Annotated in this window: 18 protein-coding genes and 1 pseudogene; 9 read left to right on the plus strand and 10 right to left on the minus strand. The window is 60.6% G+C overall.

The features are described from left to right. Positions 1 to 26: 26 nt before the first annotated feature. Both ACZZ0A_RS20745 and ACZZ0A_RS20750 read right to left on the minus strand, forming a co-directional pair. Positions 27 to 503: a helix-turn-helix domain-containing protein gene (locus ACZZ0A_RS20745; RefSeq protein WP_007912922.1), complete on the minus strand. Its 477-nt coding sequence runs from the start codon at positions 501 to 503 to the stop codon at positions 27 to 29. A gap of 283 nt (positions 504 to 786) precedes the next feature. Continuing rightward, the gene (locus tag ACZZ0A_RS20750) at positions 787 to 1,896 is read right to left on the minus strand and encodes a DUF2817 domain-containing protein (protein WP_463543675.1); all 1,110 of its coding nucleotides are present in this window, start codon (positions 1,894 to 1,896) and stop codon (positions 787 to 789) included. Between the two features lie 260 nt (positions 1,897 to 2,156). On the opposite strand from ACZZ0A_RS20750, the gene ggt reads away from it, so the two are divergent. Beyond that, a complete protein-coding gene (gene ggt, locus ACZZ0A_RS20755) occupies positions 2,157 to 3,989 on the plus strand; it encodes a gamma-glutamyltransferase (RefSeq protein ID WP_463543676.1) in 1,833 nt (610 codons plus the stop codon). 80 nt (positions 3,990 to 4,069) lie between these two features. On the opposite strand, the gene ACZZ0A_RS20760 is transcribed toward ggt, so the two are convergent. The 4 genes and pseudogenes from ACZZ0A_RS20760 to ACZZ0A_RS20775 form a co-directional block, all read right to left on the minus strand. Further along, positions 4,070 to 4,702, minus strand: a complete 633-nt coding sequence (locus tag ACZZ0A_RS20760; protein WP_007912932.1) for a LysE family translocator — start codon at positions 4,700 to 4,702, stop codon at positions 4,070 to 4,072. Positions 4,703 to 4,775: 73 nt separating this feature from the next. Then, positions 4,776 to 5,375: a flavin reductase family protein gene (locus tag ACZZ0A_RS20765; RefSeq protein WP_007912933.1), complete on the minus strand. Its 600-nt coding sequence runs from the start codon at positions 5,373 to 5,375 to the stop codon at positions 4,776 to 4,778. Between the two features lie 182 nt (positions 5,376 to 5,557). Continuing rightward, on the minus strand, positions 5,558 to 6,118 hold the full coding sequence (locus ACZZ0A_RS20770; RefSeq protein ID WP_371748318.1) for a methyl-accepting chemotaxis protein: 561 nt from the start codon (positions 6,116 to 6,118) through the stop codon (positions 5,558 to 5,560). Then, a pseudogene (locus tag ACZZ0A_RS20775) lies at positions 6,098 to 6,922 on the minus strand (PAS domain-containing protein); the annotation flags it as partial. The pseudogene ACZZ0A_RS20775 and the gene ACZZ0A_RS20770, both read right to left, overlap by 21 nt. Positions 6,923 to 7,112: 190 nt before the next feature. Between ACZZ0A_RS20775 and ACZZ0A_RS20780 the strand changes: the two are divergent. Beyond that, entirely contained in the window at positions 7,113 to 8,483 is a 1,371-nt protein-coding gene (locus ACZZ0A_RS20780) for a GntT/GntP/DsdX family permease (RefSeq protein WP_007912937.1), read from the plus strand. Positions 8,484 to 8,522: 39 nt separating this feature from the next. Here the strand turns inward: ACZZ0A_RS20780 and ACZZ0A_RS20785 are convergent, their stop codons facing one another. Then, positions 8,523 to 9,836, minus strand: a complete 1,314-nt coding sequence (locus tag ACZZ0A_RS20785) for an MFS transporter (RefSeq protein WP_007912938.1) — start codon at positions 9,834 to 9,836, stop codon at positions 8,523 to 8,525. 351 nt (positions 9,837 to 10,187) lie between these two features. Here ACZZ0A_RS20785 and ACZZ0A_RS20790 point away from each other — a divergent pair, with 351 nt between their 5' ends. The 6 genes from ACZZ0A_RS20790 (at position 10,188) to ACZZ0A_RS20815 (ending at position 19,020) form a co-directional block, all read left to right on the plus strand. After that, positions 10,188 to 11,606, plus strand: coding sequence for a short-chain fatty acid transporter (locus tag ACZZ0A_RS20790; RefSeq protein WP_007912940.1), 1,419 nt, complete (start codon positions 10,188 to 10,190; stop codon positions 11,604 to 11,606). Positions 11,607 to 11,791: 185 nt separating this feature from the next. Further along, positions 11,792 to 13,489: a molecular chaperone HscC gene (locus ACZZ0A_RS20795; RefSeq protein WP_007912942.1), complete on the plus strand. Its 1,698-nt coding sequence runs from the start codon at positions 11,792 to 11,794 to the stop codon at positions 13,487 to 13,489. A gap of 11 nt (positions 13,490 to 13,500) precedes the next feature. Then, positions 13,501 to 15,228 (plus strand): J domain-containing protein, encoded by a 1,728-nt coding sequence (locus tag ACZZ0A_RS20800; protein ID WP_463543677.1) that lies wholly within the window; start codon positions 13,501 to 13,503, stop codon positions 15,226 to 15,228. Positions 15,229 to 15,327: 99 nt separating this feature from the next. Beyond that, a complete protein-coding gene (gene acpA, locus ACZZ0A_RS20805) occupies positions 15,328 to 17,022 on the plus strand; it encodes an acid phosphatase (RefSeq protein ID WP_463543678.1) in 1,695 nt (564 codons plus the stop codon). Between the two features lie 120 nt (positions 17,023 to 17,142). Further along, positions 17,143 to 18,315, plus strand: coding sequence for a hypothetical protein (locus tag ACZZ0A_RS20810; RefSeq protein ID WP_463543679.1), 1,173 nt, complete (start codon positions 17,143 to 17,145; stop codon positions 18,313 to 18,315). 180 nt (positions 18,316 to 18,495) lie between these two features. Further along, positions 18,496 to 19,020: an SET domain-containing protein-lysine N-methyltransferase gene (locus ACZZ0A_RS20815; protein WP_007949698.1), complete on the plus strand. Its 525-nt coding sequence runs from the start codon at positions 18,496 to 18,498 to the stop codon at positions 19,018 to 19,020. 8 nt (positions 19,021 to 19,028) lie between these two features. Here ACZZ0A_RS20815 and can read toward each other — a convergent pair whose 3' ends face one another. Then, positions 19,029 to 19,673 (minus strand): carbonate dehydratase, encoded by a 645-nt coding sequence (gene can / locus ACZZ0A_RS20820; RefSeq protein WP_007912954.1) that lies wholly within the window; start codon positions 19,671 to 19,673, stop codon positions 19,029 to 19,031. Positions 19,674 to 19,814: 141 nt separating this feature from the next. On the opposite strand from can, the gene ACZZ0A_RS20825 reads away from it, so the two are divergent. After that, a complete protein-coding gene (locus ACZZ0A_RS20825) occupies positions 19,815 to 20,219 on the plus strand; it encodes a hypothetical protein (RefSeq protein WP_007912958.1) in 405 nt (134 codons plus the stop codon). 103 nt (positions 20,220 to 20,322) lie between these two features. Here ACZZ0A_RS20825 and rimI read toward each other — a convergent pair whose 3' ends face one another. Further along, positions 20,323 to 20,775, minus strand: a complete 453-nt coding sequence (gene rimI / locus ACZZ0A_RS20830; protein WP_007912963.1) for a ribosomal protein S18-alanine N-acetyltransferase — start codon at positions 20,773 to 20,775, stop codon at positions 20,323 to 20,325. After that, positions 20,768 to 21,514: a hypothetical protein gene (locus ACZZ0A_RS20835; RefSeq protein ID WP_007912965.1), complete on the minus strand. Its 747-nt coding sequence runs from the start codon at positions 21,512 to 21,514 to the stop codon at positions 20,768 to 20,770. The genes rimI and ACZZ0A_RS20835 overlap by 8 nt, the downstream gene beginning before the upstream one ends. Between the last annotated feature and the right edge of the window lie 81 nt (positions 21,515 to 21,595).

Raw genomic sequence — 21,595 nt, forward strand, 5'->3', positions numbered from 1 at the left:
GCCTCGAGAAAAGTCTCGGTAATCTGTTACTTCAAAATATCCTTCTGTTCGTTGCTCGTTTTGGTCGCTGCCTGTGCGATCAAGGCGTCGATCATCTGCGCAATGACCTTCTGTTGGACCTTCGAGAGCTCATTGATGGACTGCAGCCGTCGATACCACGTCGAGGTCAAGCTGCGTCTGGGCGTCTCCGTGTACGAGGGAACCCCGAGCAGATCTTCAACAGGCACGCGAAGCGCAAATGCCATCTTCACCAGTGTCGTGACCGGCATGCTGCGTGTGCCCTCCTCGTAGCCCTGAAAGGTTTGCCGGGAAAGACCTAAAGCCCGTGCAAACCGAGTCTGTGTGATCTCGTGCACTGTGCGTAAGTGCGCAATGCGACTGCCCATCGCCACCAGAAAATCGCGATCCTCATTGGAAATACTCATGACAATGGCCGACTGAAAATAGAGTTGATTGGCAACGGACTCATCCTTTTCATCTGAAATCCATCCTGGAAAAAACAACAGAAAATATCCTCAGGTAAAGGCGCGTAAGTTGTCGACCTGAAAAATCTGTAGGAGAAGTGCAGAACAACCGCTAGGTCGGGGGCGAGGTACTACAGGCGCGAAATGCCTTTTCATTCGACTGAGTCGGTACCGAGAGATCAGGTTGAAAAAATGCTGTAGGAAACGGGTTCGATGCAGGTATGAATTAGATCGCGCAGCACGGATACAAAAAACGGCTTACCGCAAAGTGAGCCGTTTTTTGTGCCCGGAGGAAAGTGCCGGCAGCAAAGACACTGATGATTTACCGCGACCAGTTACCCAACGCCGACAACCCTTTCGCCCAGATTTGCCGAGTGCGCAAACCGACCATCGTCCGCCAATCCGGATCAGCTGGATAGAACTGCTCCAGCAAATTCAACTTGATCCCCCGCCCCGTCGCATCCAGCGGATCGCCATGCAAATGCAACCAATGGTCATCACGCAAATGCCGATGCACATCCGGCCCCGGATACGTCCCGCATTCGATCACGAACGGCATCAACCGCACGTCCGGCAAGGCCTTGAGCAACGCCTGCGAGGTGTACCCCGTGGCCGTCGCTGCCACTCCGGTTTCGCTCAGGGTGTCGGCGCCCGTGTGCAGGGTGTAAAGCCATGGACCATAAATCGCCTGGGCCTGCGCGAGTGCCGGGTAAGGCGCCTGGGTGATGGTCAGCAACATCGGATGACCGTATTCGCCGGCGCCGGTGTGCAGGTCGAAACACATCACGGTTTCAGCGCCAGCCAGATGCTTTTCGATGATTTGATGCAAAGTGCGATTCGACCAGCTCGGCGCGCGGCCACCGTAAAACAGTCCGTCGGGATGGCTGTGTTGACCACCCTCGACAATCGACATCACCGCTGGCCAGCCGTGTTCGTTGATCTGCGCATCGAGCAAGGCATCGGCGCGTTGGCGCTCGGGGCCGTGCAAATCGGTGCAGGCGTAGATCTCATGCAGTGCGGCGTACGCGCGGTTATCCGGTAGCGGCCCGGTGAAGTCGAGGTGATTGCGGTTGAGGTCGATGTTGTCTTCGTTGACCCGGCGTAACCATGCCGTGCCCCATGGGTTGATCAGGTGCACCATCACCACCGCGACATCCTTGGGCAGCGAGCCCGGTACGAATGCCTTCAGCCAATCGATCTGACAATCCGAGCCGTAATAGCCCTCGACGCCGTGCGTACCGCTGAGCGCTACCAGTCGGCGTTTGGCCTGTGGATCGCCGAGCACGGCGACGTCGGTGCTCAGCGGTTCGCCGAATGGCCCGCAACGCGGATGTGCGTAGGAAGAGAGCGTGGCGCCGGCGGCATTGGCGGCGGCGATGAACTGCTCGCGTTGATCGCGGTAGCTGGATTCGGCGGGGAACTCGCTGTGCATATCAGCCTCTTGTTGATCTTGTAATTGTAGGAGTGAGCCTGCTCGCGATAGCGGTGGTTCAGTCAGCAATGATGTTGAATGTGATGACGCTATCGCGAGCAGGCGAAGGCCTACAAGGGGACGTGTGCGGTAGATCGATTGCGGTTGACCCTAGCGAACATCCGCCCCGAAAAGAAAGACAAAAATGCCCACCGGTTTGCGTCGCGACCGAGCGGTCGATAAAGTCCCCGAGACTTTTATCCCACGGACGGAGAGCCCGCGTGTTTTCAGCCTTGCCCTTGAGCCGCTTTCGCCTGCCTGCCCTGACGCTGATCATCAGCGCCCTGACCCTCACTGCGTGCAACGCCCCGCCCTCCTCGACTTTGCCGCTGGCACCTGAAGCTGCTTCCGGTTACCGCACCGATCTGCAAACCCGTCACGCCAGTAAACACATGGCCGCCGCTGCCAATCCACTGGCGGCCGAGGCTGGTCGCGAGATGCTGCGTCAGGGCGGTTCGGCGATTGATGCGGCGATTGCGATGCAAGCGGTGCTGACCTTGGTTGAGCCGCAGTCTTCCGGGATCGGTGGCGGCGCGATGATCGTGTTGTGGGACGGTAAACAGGTGCGCACGTATGACGGTCGCGAAACCGCACCGGCCGGCGCCACCGAGAAGCTGTTCTTGCGCGCCGATGGCCAGCCGATGTCGTTCCCGCAGGCGCAGATTGGCGGTCGCTCAGTCGGCACACCGGGCGTACTGCGCGCGCTGGAGATGGCGCATAAACAACACGGTCGCCTGCCATGGGCGAAGCTGTTTGAACCGGCGATCAAACTGTCCGAGCAAGGCTTTGCGATCTCTGCGCGTTTGCACTCGCTGCTGGAATCAGATCCAGTCATCCGCCAGTCGCCGGACATGGCCAAGTATTTCCTCAACGCCGATGGCAGCGTCAAAGCCGTCGGCACGCGTCTGCAAAACCCGGCATTGGCCGCAGTGCTCAAACGCATCGCCAACGAAGGCCCGGACGCGTTGTACAAAGGCCCGATCGCCGAAGAAATCGTCGCCAAGGTGCAGGGCCACGCCAACCCCGGCAGCCTGTCGCTGAACGATCTGCAGCGCTATCAGGCCAAGGAACGCGCGCCGCTGTGCACCGATTACAAGCGCTGGCAGGTCTGCGGCATGCCGCCGCCGTCGTCGGGCGGGATCGCCGTGGCGCAGATTCTTGGTACGTTGCAGGCACTGGAAACTCGCGATCCACGCCTTTCCCTGACGCCGCTGAAACCAGTGAAAACCGACAAACCGGCCGGCATCGAACCGGATCCGCAAGCCGTGCATCTGATCGCCGAAGCCGAACGTCTGGCCTACGCCGACCGTGCGCAATACGTCGCCGACACCGACTTCGTGCCGGTGCCGGTCAAAGGCCTGGTCGATCCCGGTTACCTCGCCAGCCGCGCCAGCCTGATCGGCGAACGCAGCATGGGCAGCGCCAAACCAGGCACGCCACCGGGTGTGCAGGTTGCCTACGCCCCGGACCGCTCGCCGCTGCGCATCTCCACCTCGCAAGTGGTCGCGGTGGATGACCTCGGTGGCGCGGTGTCGATGACCACCACCATCGAGGCCGCGTTCGGCTCGCACCTGATGGTTCAGGGTTTTCTGCTGAACAACCAGATGACCGACTTCTCGTTCATCCCGGAAGAGAATGGCCAGAAAGTCGCCAACTGCGTCGAACCCGGCAAACGTCCACGCTCGTCGATGGCGCCAACACTGATCTTTGATCGCCACAGCGGCGAATTCGTCGCCACCGTCGGCTCGCCCGGCGGTTCGCAAATCATCGAATACGTGGCGAAAACCACCGTCGGCCTGCTCGACTGGAACCTCGACCCGCAAAGCGCCATCAGCCTGCCCAACTTCGGCAGCCGCAACGGCCCCACCGAACTGGAACAAGGCCAGTTCAGCCCGACGCTGATTCAGGCATTGAAAGACAAAGGGCACGCAGTGAATGAAATCGACATGACCAGCGGCACCCAGGCCATCGTGCGGGTCAAGGATGCGCAGGGGAAAGCGTCGCTGGAAGGTGGCGCGGATCCACGGCGTGAAGGCGAAGCGTTGGGGGATTGAGGCTAGAACGCAAACAAAAAAGGCTTACCGCGAGGTAGGCCTTTTTTCATGCAGCTGATTAACTCGGGAGATCAGTCGGCTCAGCGATTAGCCAGCAGATGCACCCCAAACAGCAAATAACAACCACCGGCCAAGCGATCCAGCCATTGCCGCGAACGCTCATACACACCAGCAATCCGGCGACTGGCGAAGAACAGCGCTACGCAGCAATACCAACTGAACGACAGCGTCGCCATCGTCAGCACCGCCAGCGCCAGTAACAGTGGCGGGATGTGAGCCGGCATGGCGGTGGCGAAGATTGTCGCGACGAACAGTGCGGATTTGGGATTGGTCATGTTGCCCAGAAAGCCGCGGCCATAAGCGCCGAGCAACGTTTGCTGCGAGTCATCCAGCGTACCCGCGACGATCGGCGCCTTGCGCTTGAACTGCTTGAGCCCGAGGTAGATCAGGTAACAGCCGCCGGCAATCTTGAAGCTCAAGTACAGCGCTGGCGCGGCACTGAACAGCGACTGAATGCCCAAGCCTCCCGCCAGCCCCCACAACACGGTTCCGCTGGCCACACCGAGCGCCGCGACTACGCCATGATGGCGGGAACGGCTGACCGCGAGTTGCGCGATGTTGAAGAAGTTCGGGCCGGGCGTGACCACGGCCACCGTCCACAACAGGGCCAACGACAGCAGCGGCGCCAGATAACTTGAAAGGGAAAGATCCATGGGCATGCGCCTGATAGGTTTGACGATGCTCTCTACCTTGCAACATCCGGTAATGTTTTGCCATCAGCCGTATTCAAACCGCTAACGTCTTGCCATCCACCGCGTCACCAATCTTCAGGAAATGCCCGCCCGCCACGTGGTGCAAGGTGCGCAAGCCATCGTGCCCTTCGAAATGCCAGCGTCCGTCGCTGAACACACGCTCATCGGCATGGGCGGCGATGACTTCGGCGAGGAACAGATCGTATTGCTCGTGATTGCGCGGCTCCGGGAGCAAACGGCATTCGAGCCAGGCCACACAGCCGTCGAGCAAAGGTGCTTCGACTTGTTCGCCGGTAAACGTCTGCAAGCCGTACGCCTGAAACTTGTCTTGCCCTTGGGTTTGGCTGATTTCCAAGCCCGAGGTATTGCCGACGGTTTGCACGATGTCGGCCTGATTGACGCAAGGCACATTGAGCACGAAGGTGCCGGACGCTTCGAGTAACTGGCGGGTCCAGGTCGATTTGTCGAGGACGACGGCAACTTTCGGTGGCTCGAAATCCAGCGGCATGGCCCAAGCGGCAGCCATGATGTTGCGCTGGCCGTCATGGGCGGCGCTGACCAGAACGGTCGGCCCGTGATTGAGCAAACGGTAGGCTTTGTTCAGGGGCACCGGGCGGCGGTGGGAATCGCTCATGGGAATCTGCTCCGGGGAAAAGGAGCCGATTGTAGCGCCAGCATCGAAATACAGGCAGGTGAAAACTCTGTAGGAGCTGCGGCACGCTGCGATAATTTGATCTTGATGTTGATCCTCGGAATCAAGATCAAAAGATCGCAGCCTCGTTTCACTCGACAGCTCCTACAGGGGTTGGGTGCAGGTCAGTGGGAGAGTTGATTAGCGAACTGGCCGACGGCATTCACGACTTTCTGCGCACCGTCCTGAATCTCGACAATCACCGTGCCCGCCTCGGCCGCCAGCGCCAGGCCTTGTTCAGCCTGAAGCTTGCCGTCGGTCATCAGCGCCACGGCGTTGCGCGCCATTTCCTGGTTCTGCCGCACCACAGTGACGATCTCTTCGGTCGCCTGACTGGTGCGCGAGGCCAGTTGTCGCACTTCGTCGGCCACCACCGCAAAGCCTCGGCCCTGCTCGCCGGCACGGGCCGCTTCGATGGCAGCGTTGAGCGCCAGCAGGTTGGTCTGTTCGGCAATGCCGCTGATGGTTTTGACGATGGTACCGATCACCTGCGACTGCTCGTTCAGTGCCTCAATGCCCTCACCGGCAGCCTGCATGTGCCGCGACAGATCTCGCATTACGTTGACCGCTTCAGTCACCACCGTGGTACCGCGCTGGGCGGTGCTGTCGGTTTGCTGCGAGGTGCTGTAGGCGATGCTGGCTGCGTCGGCGACGGCTTGCTCGCGGTTGACCTGATCGGTGATCACCGTGGCGAACTTCACCACTTTGTACAGTTTGTCGTTGGCATCGACCACCGGGTTGTAGGACGCCTCCAGCCAGACCGTACGACCGTGGCTGTCGACACGCTTGAAGCGATCAGCCACGAACTCACCGTTGTTCAAACGGCGCCAGAAGTTTTGGTACTCGGCGCTGTTGTACTCCTCCGGCGTGCAGAACATGCGGTGATGTTTGCCCTTGATCTGCGCCAGGCTGTAACCCATGCCGCTGAGGAAGCGATCGTTGGCGTTCAGCACATTGCCGTTGAGGTCGAACTCGATTACCGCGGTCGAACGCACAAGCGCACCGATCAGGTTTTCGTGTTCACGAGAAGCTTCGATGGTGCGGGTCAGGTCGCTGGCGAACAGCGAAATGTGCTTGATGCGCCCATCCGAGGAACGCACCGGTTGCACGATCGAACGCAGCCACGCTTCTTCACCATTGCCGCGCAGCAGGCGCACGGCACCGGCGAAATGTTCGCCGCGGTTCATGGCGTTTTTGAAGCGGTGATGGAACTCGTCAGTCTTCACATGCGCCGGGACGATGTCTTCAATCGCCCGCCCGATCAGGTCCTGACTCTTGTAGAGCATCTCGGTGAGGAAGTTCTGGTTGACCGATTGAATGCGCCCGTCGGGCTCAAGGTTCAGCACCAGCATCTCGCTTTCCAGGCTTTCCTTCACCTGCACGAGGCTGGAGAGTTCTTCACGAAGAGCGGCCAGCTCTTGCTTCAGGCGTTTGTTGAACATGGGAAAGTACCGATGGGCAGGATAGAAAGCGGGATGCAGCCTAGCCATCGGCCTTGAAAATCTTTTCTGAAGAGCGTTTGCGACCGGTCAGTCAAAAATAATCTCGATAGGCCACTGGTCTGTTCTGTTCCCCACCGAGCGACTGCAAAACCCAGCGCTCTGGCCCGGCCATATCGGGTATCCTCAAGGCAAATTGCAACAATATGTTGCAGGTATCCGCCCGATAAGGAGTTCCGTTTTGGATTTATCGACCGCTGCCTGGATGGTTCACGACACCCGCCTGATTCTCTGCTGTCTGCTGGCCATTGCGACGATTATCGTGTTGATCAGCGCGACTAAACTGCCGCCGTTTCTATCGATCCTGATCGGTACTTTCATTGCCGGTGTCGGCGCTGGTTTACCGCCCGAAGACGTGGCCAAGGCGTTCAGCAAGGGCGCCGGGGCGATTCTCGGTGAAGCGGGGATCATCATTGCGCTGGGGTCGATGCTCGGTGCGCTGATGGCCGAATCCGGCGCCGCCGACCGCATTGCGTCGACCTTGCTCGGGCTGGGCAAAGGCAAGTCGTTGCCGTGGGTCATGGCGCTGGTGGCGATGGTGATCGGCCTGCCGCTGTTCTTTGAAGTGGGCCTGGTGATGATGGTGCCGATCATTTTCGTCATGGCTCGCCGTTCGGGTCAGCCGCTGTTGAAAATCGCGATTCCAGCGCTGGCCGGGATGACCACGCTGCATGCTCTCATGCCTCCGCATCCCGGGCCGTTGATTGCTGTCAGCGCGTTGCATGCCGACCTTGGGCTGACCATGCTGCTGGGTTTCAGCATCGCCATCCCGGCGGTGATTCTGGCCGGGCCGCTGTACGGCAACTGGCTGTCGAAACGCATGCACATTGATGAGCCGGCAGAACTCGGCGCGTTGTTCAGTGCGCCGCCGAAAGCGCCGCGCCAGCCGAGTTTCGCCATGTCGCTGCTGATCATTCTGCTGCCGGTGCTGCTGATGCTCGGCAGCACCCTGGCGAAAGTCGCGATGAGCCCGCAAAGCAGCGTCGCCCTGAGCCTGAAGTTTCTCGGCGAACCGTTGGTGGCGCTGAGCATTGCGGTGATGGCGGCGGTGATCTGCCTCGGTTGGGCCAACGGCATGCCCCGTGAAGACGTCGGCGGCACCCTGCGCAAAAGTCTGGCGCCGATTGCCGTGCTGTTGCTGACCATCGGCGCCGGCGGCGGCTTGAAGCAGACATTGCTGGATGCCGGCGTCAGTCAGACCATCAGCAAAGTCGCCGAAGGCGCGCATATGCCGTACCTGTTGCTGGCCTGGTTGATCGCTGTGGCATTGCGTCAGGCCACAGGCTCGGCGACGGTGGCCACGACCACGACGGCGGGGATTCTGGCGCCGATGATGGCGGGCCTCGCCGCGACGCAAAGTTCGTTGGTGGCATTGGCGATTGGTGCCGGCTCGGTGTTCTTCTGCCACGTCAACGACGCCGGTTTCTGGATGGTTCGCGAGTACTTTGGCTTGCAACTGAAACAGACGATCTGGGTCTGGTCGATCCTGCAAACCATCGTCTCGGTGGTAGGCCTGGCGGGGACGTTACTGTGGTGGCACTGGCTGACGTAACGGCCTCCGCGGGTTTGCGCTGAGGCCGTTAACTCGCCTTCAGGAACAAGGCGCCACGGATTGGCTGCCGACTCGGGGCATGCGCGCGCCGAAATACGCCGCGCTGACGATGCCGACCATGCCCATCACCGCGCAGAACATCACACAAATCCACGGGCTCCACGGCATCAGACCGATCAGCAGCAGCGGTGTGATGCTCGCCCACGCGGCGTAGGCGATGTTGTAGGTGAAGGAAATGCCTGACACGCGGATACGCGCAGGGAACAAACCGACCATCACCGACGGCACCGCACCGACCACACCGCACGCCAGACCGGCGACGGCGTAAGCCAGGCCAATCCATTCGCCGCCCATGATCAAACAGCCATACAGCACGCCGATGCCCAACGGTAGCAGCAGGCTATACAGCATGACCGTGCGCCAGGCGCCAATACGATCGACCAGCAACCCGGCGATCACGCAGCCGATATTGAGAAACACGATACCCAAGGCACTGAGCGCGAAGGTGTGGCTGGCGGTCATGCCGAAAGTTTTCTGCATCATGGTTGGGGTGATCACTACGAACACCACCACCGCCGAGGTCAGCACGCAAGTCAGCAGCATCGCCGGCAGCATCGCCAGTCGATGCTCGCGCAGCACCGTGCGCAAGGGCAGTTCGACCCGCGCCTCGCGCTGCGCTTCCATGGCCATGAACACCGGGGTTTCGCTCAGCCAGCGGCGCAGATAAACGCCAATCACGCCGAACACGCCGCCGAGCAGGAACGGATAGCGCCAGGCGTAATCAAGGATTTCCGCCGGGGTGAAGACTTGCGCGAGAAACGTCGCCGTCAATGCGCCGATCAGATAACCGAAGGTCAGCCCGGCCTGCAAGAAACCCAAGGCATACCCGCGATGACCGGCCGGCGCGTGCTCGGCGACAAACACCCAGGCGCTCGGTACTTCACCGCCGACTGCCGCACCCTGGAGGATGCGCAGCGCCAGCAACAGCAAAGGCGCGAAATAACCGATCTGTGCATAAGTCGGCATGATGCCGATCAGCAGGCACGGCAGCGCCATCATCAGGATGCTCAGGCTGAAGACTTTCTTGCGCCCGAGTTTGTCGGCGAAATGCGCCATCAGAATCCCGCCCAGCGGCCGCGCCAGATAACCGGTGACGAAGATGCCGAAGCTTTGCAGCAGACGCAGCCATTCGGGCATTTCCGGCGGGAAGAACAACTGGCTGAGGGTCAGGGCGAAGAACACGAAGATGATGAAATCGTAGATTTCCAGCGCGCCGCCCAGGGCCGCAAGGCCGAGGGTCTTGTAGTCGGAACGGCTGAACGGCGCAGGTTTGGCCGGGGATTGGGCAGTCATGGCAAAGAACTCGGAAACAGGCAAAAAACCAAGGCGCCCATGGTCTACGCAAATGGGCTGGTGGACAACCCGTTAGACCATAGTCCCGGTTTTGCAAAACCTGCTCACAAAGCATCGGCAGTTGAATTACTGTTAATGCCTGTCCAGCGGGACCACGCCAACACCGGCCAACCGCCGTAAACCCCATGTGGGAGCGAGCCTGCTCGCGAAAGCGTCAGTTCAGGCAACCTCAATGTTGAATGTGCCGACCTCTTCGCGAGCAGGCTCGCTCCCACAGGGATCTCTGTGTTGTCGAGATCGGCGAGCGTTCCCGCGGACCACAATAACCATAAAAAATCCGAGGTACTCCCTGTGGCCGTTGATATCGAAGATAGCCGCTCCGCACGCTTTGCCCTGCGCTGTTCAAGTTTTGCCGAACGCTGGTTTCCCGACTCCTGGGTATTCGCCGCGCTGGCGGTGATCATCGTCGCCCTGGCCACGCTGGCCATGGGCGCCAAACCCACCGATGCTGCCATGGCCTTCGGGGACGGCTTCTGGAGTCTGATTCCGTTCACCATGCAGATGGCCTTCGTGGTGATCGGCGGCTACGTGGTCGCCAGTTCGCCGCCCGCTGTAAAACTGATTGATCGCCTGGCACGCATCCCGAAAAACGGCCGTTCCGCCGTGGCGTGGGTGGCGCTGATCTCGATGGTCGCGTCCCTGCTCAACTGGGGCCTGTCGCTGGTGTTCGGCGGTTTGCTGGTGCGCGCCCTCGCCCGCCGCACCGATCTGAAAATGGATTACCGCGCCGCCGGTGCTGCGGCTTATCTGGGCCTTGGCGCGGTGTGGGCACTGGGCTTGTCGTCGTCGGCCGCGCAGTTGCAGGCCAACCCCGCCAGCCTGCCGCCGTCGATCCTGTCGATCACCGGGGTGATTCCGTTCACCGAAACGATTTTCCTCTGGCAGTCGGGCGTGATGTTACTGGCGCTGATCGTGATTTCGATCATCATCGCCTACGCCACCGCGCCCGGGCCGAACTCGGCGCGCGACGCCAAGGCCTGCGGCATCGACCCGGCCTTCAACTTGCCACCGCTGCAACCGCGCACACGGCCGGGTGAATGGCTGGAGCACAGTCCGCTGCTGATCATCGTGCTGGTGCTGTTGGCGGCGGGATGGCTGTTCCATGAGTTCTCGACAAAACCGGCGATCACCGCGATTTCCGGGCTCAATACTTACAACTTCCTGTTCATCATGCTCGGCGCACTGCTGCACTGGCGTCCGCGCAGTTTCCTCGATGCCGTGGCCCGTGCGGTGCCAACCACCACCGGCGTGTTGATCCAGTTCCCTTTGTACGGCTCGATTGCCGCGCTGATGACCACGGTCAAAGGCACCGACGCGCAAACCCTGGCGCACCACATCTCGACGTTCTTCGTCAGCATCGCCTCCCACGACACCTATGCGCTGCTGATGGGCGTGTATTCAGCGATTCTCGGTTTCTTCATTCCGTCGGGTGGCGGCAAGTGGATCATCGAAGCGCCGTACGTGATGCAGGTCGCCAATGATCTGCAATATCACCTCGGCTGGGCGGTACAGATCTACAACGCCGCCGAAGCGTTGCCGAACCTGATCAACCCGTTCTACATGCTGCCGCTGCTGGGCGTGCTGGGGTTGAAGGCGCGGGATCTGATTGGTTTCTCCTTCGTGCAACTGCTGGTGCACACACCGCTGGTGCTGCTGTTGTTGTGGGCGCTGGGGACGACACTGGCGTATACGCCGCCAGTGATGCCGTAACAAAGCGGGCGCGGTCATGCTGGCCGCGCCCGCATTTTTCTCCTGAAACAGCCGTGTGTCGGGCTGCCTGTCGCAAATAATGGCTCAAAGCCATCATCCTGCTTTACCGCATCGCACCCTCGGTAATATTCTGCGCGCCCATAAATGTTTCCATTTTTTACCAAGCGCAAAGGGAGTTCGTTGCAATGATCGTAGGGATTGACCTGGGAACCACCAACAGCCTGGTCGCCGTCTGGCGGGGCGATGCCACCGAGTTGGTGCCCAATGCCCTGGGCCAGTTCCTGACACCGAGCGTCGTCGGCCTGGATGATCAAGGCCGGATTCTGGTGGGTCAGGCGGCGCGCGAGCGTCTGCACACGCATCCGCGCCTGACCGCTTCGCTGTTCAAGCGCCACATGGGCAGCGCCACGCAAACGTACCTGGCGGACAAGGCGTTTCGCCCGGAAGAACTCTCCGCCTTGGTGCTCAAGAGTCTGAAAGAAGACGTCGAGCGCGCATTTGGCGAAACCGTCACCGAAGCCGTGATCAGCGTCCCGGCCTACTTCAGCGACGCTCAACGCAAAGCCACGCGCATCGCCGGCGAACTGGCCGGGCTGAAGGTCGAGAAGCTGATCAACGAGCCGACCGCCGCCGCCCTCGCCTATGGACTGCATCAACGCGACAAGGAAACTTCGTTCCTGGTCTTCGACCTCGGTGGCGGCACGTTCGACGTGTCGATTCTGGAGTTGTTCGAAGGCGTGATGGAGGTCCGCGCCAGTGCCGGTGACAACTTCCTCGGCGGCGAAGACTTCGACACCGTGCTGCTTGAGCACTTCATCAGCCAGCACCGTTCCGCCGCAGACTTCCCGGAGCGCAGCAGCGTCATCCAGCCGCTGCGTCGCGAGGCCGAGCGCGTGCGCAAGGCGCTGGGTCAGGACGACAGCGCTGAATTCCGCTTGCAACTCGGTGAGCGGCAGTGGACGCACACCATTACTCAGCAACAGTTGGCGACGCTGTACATGCCGCTGCTCGAACGTCTGCGCGCGCCGATTGAACGGGCGCTGCGCGATGCGCGCATCCGCGTCAGCGATCTCGACGAGATTCTGCTGGTCGGCGGTACCACGCGCATGCCGCTGGTGCGCAAACTCGCTGCCGGGCTGTTCGGCCGGTTCCCGTCGATCACCCTCGACCCGGATCAGGTTGTGGCCCAGGGCGCGGCCATTCAGGCGGCACTCAAGGCCCGCGCTGCAGCGCTGGAAGAAGTGGTGTTGACCGATGTCTGCTCTTACACGCTGGGCATCGAGACCTCCACGCAAGTCGGCCGCAACTATGAGAGCGGCCACTACCTGCCGATCATCGAGCGCAACAGCATCGTGCCGGTCAGTCGGGTGAAAACCGTGTACACCCTGCACGACAATCAGGAACAGGTGGTCGTGCGCATCTTTCAGGGCGAAAGCCGTCTGGTCAAAGACAACGTGGCACTCGGCGAACTGGACATCAAGGTGCCGAAACGCAAGGCCGGCGAAGTTGCCCTCGACGTGCGTTTCACCTACGACAACAACGGTCTGCTCGAAGCCCAGGTGAAAATCCCCCTGACCGGGCAACAGCATTCGCTGGTCATCGAGAACAACCCAGGCGTGCTGTCACCCGAGGAGATCCAGCAACGCCTGGCGAACCTCGCACAGCTGAAGATTCATCCGCGCGAGCAGCAGGTCAACACGCTGCTCAGTGCACGTCTGGAGCGCCTCTATCAGGAAAGCCTGGGCGATCTGCGTGATCTGATGGGCGATTGGGCCAAGCAATTCCAGATCGCGCTCGATTCCCAGGACGAGCGCCAGATCCGTGAAGTGCGCACCGACTTGAGCCGACGCCTGAGCGAACTCGACCGCACCCCGTGGCAATAAGGAGCCTGGCCATGGATTGCTGGTCGGTGCTGCACCTGCACGATGACGCGCAAGCCCGCGACATCAAACGCGCCTATGCGCGCCTGCTGAAAACCTTCCGCCCCGATGAGGATGCCGAAGGTTTCCAGCGCTTGCGCGAAGCCTACGAGCAAGCGCTGGCGATTGCCCGGTGGCGCCTTGAAAACGCTGAGCCTGCGGACGAAGAAGACGTCGCCGTGGCCACGGCGTCCAGCACCTTTGCCGCGCTGGCGTTCGATGCTGTGCTGGCAAACAAACACAGCCCCGCGCAAAACCAGTCGTGGGATTTTGCCGATCTCGACGTTCCGCCCGTCAACCCGGCAGCCCCAGAGCCTTTTGCGCCGCTGGCGAAGGATGATGTTTTGCCTGTCGAGCCACTGACGGCGGCCCCGGACACAGAAGCGTATGTGCTTGAAGCGCAGGCCGCACGGCAACTGCTTGAGGGGCTGTCGGCAGAAAATCTCGGCGAGCGTTGGGATCAGGCGCAACAGCAAGGCTGCGCCAAGGCATTCGAAAGACTGTTGCTGCAACGGTGTTTTGACCAGCCACAATTGCGCAGCCCAGTGCTGCACTGGGCCGTCGAGCACCTCGGATGGCTGGGGCCGTGGCAAGACGTGCTGATGAATGATCGCCAGCGCGACCTGCTCGCTGAAAGCCTGATGGCCGATTATCGAAACGCCCTGCAAGCGCTGCTCGAAAGCCAGAGCGAACGCGAATTTCTCAACGTGCTCAAACGCTACAGCGCTCAGCCGTGGCTGCAGGTATTTGATCGCCGCGAACAATGGCAGCAAACCCTGCTGCACGTGCTCAATGACACTGAGTGGAGCGTGCCGCTGTTCGACCGCATAGGCCAACTGTTCGGCTGGGATCACAACAAAGGCCTGCACCCGCAACCGGACTGGCTCTGGGACACCTTGATCGAACGCTGCGAGCAGGAAAGTTTCTACGACAATCTGCGCGCCAAGGCTGAAAGCGACCGGACATGGGCGGCCGATGTTCAGGCGGCGCACTTGTTGATCAACCCGCTCAAGCCTCTGCAGCAAAAGAAAATCATCGACGGCTTTGGCCAGAATGAATGGCAGGCCTGCCATGACTTGTCGGAAAAGCTTACTTGGCGCTTCCCCGAGCTGCTCGCACGTTTGCCCTATGCCGATGTTTTTCACTGGCGACGGTTCCTTCCACGACCGATTGCCGCCGAAACCTGGGTGTGGGTCTGGACGGCGATTGCCTTGGCGCTGTTCCTGCAACATCTGTCCTCCCAAACAAAAACGGCCATGCACCTCGTCTTCATGCCGATGTTGTTTGCCTGCGTGCCGGTTTTGTTTTTTCGCTTTGCCCTGAGTTGGTGGGTGGTGCTCACGTCCTATGTCATCGTGCCGGACCTGTGGCTCACCGAATGGCTGATACCGCGCAAATGGAACCCTGACACGCGCTGGCTGCTGATACGCCACGGAGTACCGCAAGGGGTCATGGTGCTGCTGTTTTCGCTGATGCTTGGGCCGCTGGGCGCGCTCACTTATGTCGGCACGCTCCTGATCGGGCAGGTGCACAAACGCCGTATCGGTTCGCTCGATCCGGAGCTGAGCCACCGCCGTCCTTGGCTGACCGCATTGCACTGGGCGCACTTCAGTCCACTGCAATTGCTGTTTCTGGTGGTCATGACTGCAATAACAGCGGCCAGCCGGCTCGGCTATTCGCTCACCCAGCTCATGCCCGGCTAGGAGCACAACGACAAAACGCTCTGTCACCCAACCGTCATATTCCCTTGCTAGCGTCCGCCCGAAACATATTGAAACATTTAAGCGAAAACGGGCTGACAGATGAAAGACGACACAGACGGCACTGACGCACCTGAATCCAATCAACCTACCGACACCAGTCGCCGCCGCTTTCTCGGCGGCGTCGCGGTGCTGGGTGTCGGAGCAACACTGGCCGGGTGTGGCAGCGCCAGCGATCAACCGGGTAAAGCGGCCGAGCGCCCGCTGACGCCAGCCGAGCTGGACAAGGCCCTGCGCGATCAAGTGAAAACCGTGGTGGTGATCTACGCCGAGAACCGCAGTTTCAATAATCTGTTCGGTGATTTCCCCGGTGTCGAAAAGCCGCTGGCCGCACTCAAGCCCGGCGACTATCAACAACGTGACCGCGACGGCTCGCTGCTGCAAACCCTGCCACCCGTTTGGGGCGGCGTCCTGCAGATCGGCCCGCAAACCCTCGATGGCGTGTCTTACCCCAGCGCCACGCAGTTTCAGGAAAACCTGCCCAATGCACCGTTCGCCCTCAAAGGACCGAATGGCGAAGACTTGCCATTCGGTCTGGTGACCCGCGATTTGTGGCACGTGTTCTATCAGAACCAGATGCAGATCAATGGCGGCAAGAACGACGGCTTCGTCGCTTGGGCCGACTCCGGTGGTTTGACCATGGGTCATTACGCGCAGAGCCGTTATTCCCTGCGCCTGTGGGACGTCGCTCAGGAGTTCGTGCTGTGCGACAACTTCTTTCAGGGCGCCTTCGGTGGCTCGTTCCTCAACCACCAGTACCTGATCAGCGCCACCGCGCCGTTCTATCCGGACGCAGCCAATTCGGTGGCCAAGTCGCAGATCGCCGCGCTGCAAAGCGATGATCCGGCCGATCCGCGCCTCAAGCCGCTGGACGCATCGCCGGCCAGCGCCATGACCGGCCCGCCGCAGTTCGGCCCGAGTGCGCTGACCCCGGACGGCTTTGGCGTCAACACCCTCGCCCCGCCCTATTGGCCCACCTGGATTCGCGACCCCGAGCGCCCGGCGTATTCGAAAGCGGATCTGCCCAACGTCATGGTGCCGCAGACCCACGAGCATATCGGCGACAAGTTGTCGAAAAAGAACATTGACTGGGCGTGGTATGCCGGTGCGTGGCAGGCGACGCTGGATCAGTACAAGGATTCCGGCGGCATTCCGAAAATCCCCAACTTCCAGTATCACCATCAGCCGTTCAACTACTTCAAGCAGCAAGGTCCGGAGAACCCCGCCGAACGCAATAAACGCTTGCGCGATGCCGGTCTGGGCGATGAGTCGAGCACCAACAGGTTTTTCGCCGATGCCGAAGCGGGCAAGTTGCCGGCGGTGAGCTTCTACAAACCGCAAGGCAACCTGAACATGCACGCCGGTTACGCCGACGTGGCCTCCGGGGATCGGCATATCGTGCGTGCGTTGAAAGTGCTGCGCGAAAGCCCCCAGTGGAAAAACATGGTGGTCATCGTCACGGTCGATGAGAACGGCGGTTGGTGGGATCACGTCGCGCCGCCCAAGGGCGACCGCTGGGGTCCGGGGTCACGCGTGCCGGCGCTGGTAGTGTCGCCGTTCGCGCGCAAAGGCACGGTGGATCACACGGTCTACGACACCGCGTCGATCCTGCGGCTGATCACCCGTGTCTTCCAGTTGGAGACCCTTGACGGCCTCAAGCAACGGGACGAGGCGATGATTGCCCGGGGTCAGAAACCCATGGGCGATCTGACCAACGCCCTGCATTTTCAGGCTTGAAAACCCGCCCTGCGAGTTTGCGCAAAAATCTGCCGATGACGGCTTCTCTGTCAAACGCGGCTGATCCACTATGAGGCGCCCCCGATACGCGGGGGAACCCACGCTGAAAAGGATCTGAGCATGTTCAAACTCGCAGGACTCACACTCGCCGCGCTCACACTGAGCGCAGCCGCCCAAGCCGATGTCGATCTGAAACTGGGCAGCACCGAACGCGTCACCCGTCTCTTCGCTTACCCCAACAATTGCAGCGTGATCTGCTTCCGCAACTGGACGCTGGAACAGACCGTCGCCCATTACCTGAGCCAGAGCGTGCAACGCGATGGTTATGCCGATGCCAAGGTGTTGGTAAAAACCGACAACGGCCAGCTCTACGCCGAAATCACCGGCGTGCCAAAGGATTACGACAAACCGCTGTCGGCGCTGCTGGACGCCGGGGATCTGGCCTACACCGGCGCCAGCAAGCTCAACGCCGATGGCAAATGGGCCTACAGCTGGTACCTGTTCCTGCCGCTGGGCATGGCTCTGGAAAACCGCAAAAGTGTCGAGTTGCTGCATTTCCCGCCGGATTACTCGCTGACGCAAGCGCAGGATTATCTGCGCTCGAACACCACCGATCGTTGGGCGACTCTGTTGACCGACAACGGCATCCCCGCCGCCCAGACACCAGCGTTCCAGACCATTATCGACATCGCCCCGATCGCGGCACCGTCCAACGCCGGCAGTGATCTGGAAGGCGTGTATGACTATTTCAAGGACTACCAGACCACCCTGGTCAAACAGTTCAGCCAGACCGCCAGCGGCACGACGCTGCCAATGGTCGCGTTCGGCGCACCGGTGCGTAACTGGATCAAGCAACAATACGGGCCAACCGTGAATGTCTTGGGCCTGGCGACGATCAGCCCAAGCGAAGGCGTGAAAGTGCCGGTGCTGGGTTCCAACCATCCGAGCTATATCTGGTATGCCGCTGACCCGAAAAGCTACACCGGCGACGACGCCCAGGCCAAGGCTGATGCTGCGGGTCTGAAAGTCATGGGTCAGGATTTGAGCGCGGCCTGCTGGCAGGCTGGCATGGGCAGCAAACCGGGCAGCGATGCGCAGGCCACCCTCAACAGTTGCACACAGACGTGGCAGGTGACGCAGAAGGTCAAAACCTGCGAGTTGTTCTACACCTCGATCCGCAACCTGACCCCGGATCAGGCCGTCGCCAAGTGCGCGACCACCCCGATCAAGGCGCAACTGAAGCAATTGCAGGCACCGCTGCCGGCCACCGCCGTTCCCGCCCCGCACCTGTAATCGCCGAAAGCGCTCCCGTGTCAGCCAATGCTGACGCGGGAAAGCGTCTAAATCGCCTGTCAGATCTGACAGTAGACCGGCTATACCTAATACGACACGATTGGATCCAAACAGAAGTATTGCAGTGCTGACAGGACGTCAACCCAAAGAAGTCGCAAAACCTTTGCGACAAGGACTGTTATGAATATCCACGCCATGGCGCAATCGGCGCCACGCGATACTGAAGGTATTTACCCCTTCGCCGGTTTGCCCGTGCGACTGGGGTTTCCCGCCAGTGCCGATTTCGAAATCATCCACGATGCGCACGGCAGCCCTATGGCGGTCGCAGCGCGAAGCGAGTTTGTGCAAAGTCATCGGATATGCCGGGTGTCCGGGCAACTACTGCCCTATCGCTGCCGACAGACCCGACAAATGCTGACGGGCATCCACATTTACGATCCGCGCTTTTGCGGTTTGATCGAACACGCGTGCGACCCCAACGTATTTCTCGACATGAGCGAGCTGTGGTTGTGGGCGTTAAAAGATATCCACAGGGGGGAGCGGCTGACCATGGACTACGCCGCCACCGAAGACAAACTGCTGCATCAGTTTGCCTGCGGCTGCGCAGCCAAACGCTGTCGAGGGTGGATCACCGGTCACGACGAGCCACCCAGTATCGAGGGCCAGCACTTTTTACAGCGCTGGCGGCTCTCGGGTTTGCGCTGACAGCCCGGTTACAAAGCGCCAACCGGACGCAAACGATACTGCGGCGGCAATTGCTCAAAACCGCTGATGGTGGTGTTCAGGCTTTTCCAGCGACCATCCTTGATGCCGTAGATGCAACCGTGGATCGACAGGCTCTGCCCACGATGCCAGGCGTTCTGGATGATGCTGGTGTGCGCGACGTTGGCCACTTGCTGGATCACGTTGAGTTCGCACATCCGATCAACCTGCTCTTCTTCGGTCGGCAGCTTGGCCAGTTCTTCGCGTTTCTCGTAGTACAGATCGCGAATCGAACGCAGCCAGCCATCAATCAGGCCAAACTGACGATCCTGCATTGACGCGCGCACACCGCCACAGCCGTAGTGGCCAGTGACGAGGATGTGTTTGACCTTGAGTACGTCGACCGCGTACTGGATCACCGACAGGCAGTTGAGGTCGGTGTGTAGCACCACGTTGGCAACGTTGCGGTGCACGAACAGATCGCCCGGCAGCATGCCGACGATTTCGTTGGCCGGCACACGCGCATCGGAGCAGCCGATCCACAGATATTCCGGCGTTTGCTGGCGCGCCAGTTTGGCGAAGAAATCCGGGTCTTCCTTGGTGATCGCGTCAGCCCAACGTTCGTTGTTATCAATCAGGTCTTGTAAGTCATGCATGCTGTAAGGCCTCAAGAAAGATGCGCTGGTATGACAGACGACCGCCCGTCGGGGTCACGCCGCCAACGCAAGTGATTTCATTGGAATTCTCGTGTGCCCGGCGAGTCCACCTAAGTAAGGCCCACAGTATGAGGAATTGCCATGACTGATTCACGACGCCCTTACGATGCGGTGCAACCAGAACCCATTGATGATAACGAAGACCGCATGGGTTCGGTGCATGAGCTGGATTTCGATGAAGACCAGCCCAGCGCGAAAATCGGTGATGAGATTCCCGAGCGTGAGCGCGAGCAGTTGATGCCGCGTGAGCGGGTGCGCGAGGCCGGTTTTACCGGTGCATCGACCGCTGACCATGAACCCACCGACGATGACTTGAGCCCGGAAACGCTGATTCACGAAGACGGTGCGCGGGATGCCGAAGAGGCCGGGGAAGGCAATCAGGCGGATTGGGATTTGAGCATTGTCGATGAAGATGACATCGGCGGTGGCAATGGGCTGGATGAGGCGGAACTGGCGCGGCGTGATCCGCTGGATGGCAACCGCTAGCAGACGTGCCCCCCTGTAGGAGCTGCCCAAGGCTGCGATCTTTTGATCTTGGTCGTAACATCAAAATCAAAAGATCGCAGCCTTCGGCAGCTCCTACAGGTCATCAGTCAACCAGGGTGCAAGCCATGACCACGGCATCCTCGCGCCCGCCCACCGCCGGATAATAATCCCGACGCCGGCCAATCTCATTGAAGCCATAACGCTCATACAACTTGAACGCGCCCGTATTGCTGTCACGCACTTCCAGAAAACATTCCCGCGCCGAAGCCGCATACGCCCGCGACATCAAGTGCTCAAGCAACGTCAGCCCCAGCCCACGCCCCTGATTTTCAGGTTTGACGGTAATGTTGAGCAGATGCGCCTCATCCAGAATGATCTGCACCACCCCGTGACCAACCTGCTGCTCACCCTCGAACATCAGCCAGATCTGGTACTTGCCCAGCCCATCAAGAAAAATCCCGCGAGTCCACGGGTGGCTGTAAGCGGCGTACTCGATTTTCAGCACGGTTTCCAGATCCGCCTCGGTCATCGGGCGGAACGATACAGCGTCACTCATTCGATTCTTTCCAGCGCGCCATCAGCCGACGCATGGCTTGCCACACAGCGGCCTTGCGCTGTGGCTCTTCCATTAACAATTCCAGACCGGGAATGGCCCAGGCCGAGCCCAGACCTTCGATCTGCAATTCACGATTGAATGCTTCGGCATCCGCTTCACCGGCAAAACGTACCGCCGGTAGGCCGATCAGCCACAGGCAGGCGCACGGAGCGGCTTCCATTTGCACCGAAAGGAAACCCTGAACGAAGTCGCGCGCCGCGTCCGGGCCCTGATCCATGGTGCCGCGATTGAGCCACGGCCAACGCACCGGTTCGCCGACGATTTGCGGCGCATCCGGCAGACCGGCGGCGCGCAGCATGTCCTTGAGCAACAGATAAGCCGGATCACGGCTCTGGAACGGTTCACCTGTGGGTAACTCGACCAACAACAGGCAGCGCCCGGCACGAAGCAATTGCAGAGCAAAACGTGGCGGTGGCACTGGCGCCGGTTTGGCGACAACCGGCGTGTCGTCGGCCTCTTCCACCGGTTTGGCGTTGGTCCGGGTGCTGGCCAACGAAGGACGCGGCACTTCGATCTTCGGCCGTTCGGCCGGACGAGCGGCAGGCTGCGCGGGCGCTTCGACCGCAGGCGCAAGCACCACCGGCGCCTCTACCTCGGGCTCGGGCATGTCCAGCAGCTCGGGCCGTGAAGGCGCGGCGAAAGGCAATTCGGTGCGCGGCAGCCAGTTGACCACCTGCATGGCGTTCAAATAGGCGCGGCGGCGGGACTCGATTAGCAAGGGTCGGCCACTTGTGGATAACTGAAGTGCGCTGATTCTACC

Source organism: Pseudomonas sp. AC242, from assembly GCF_979258655.1.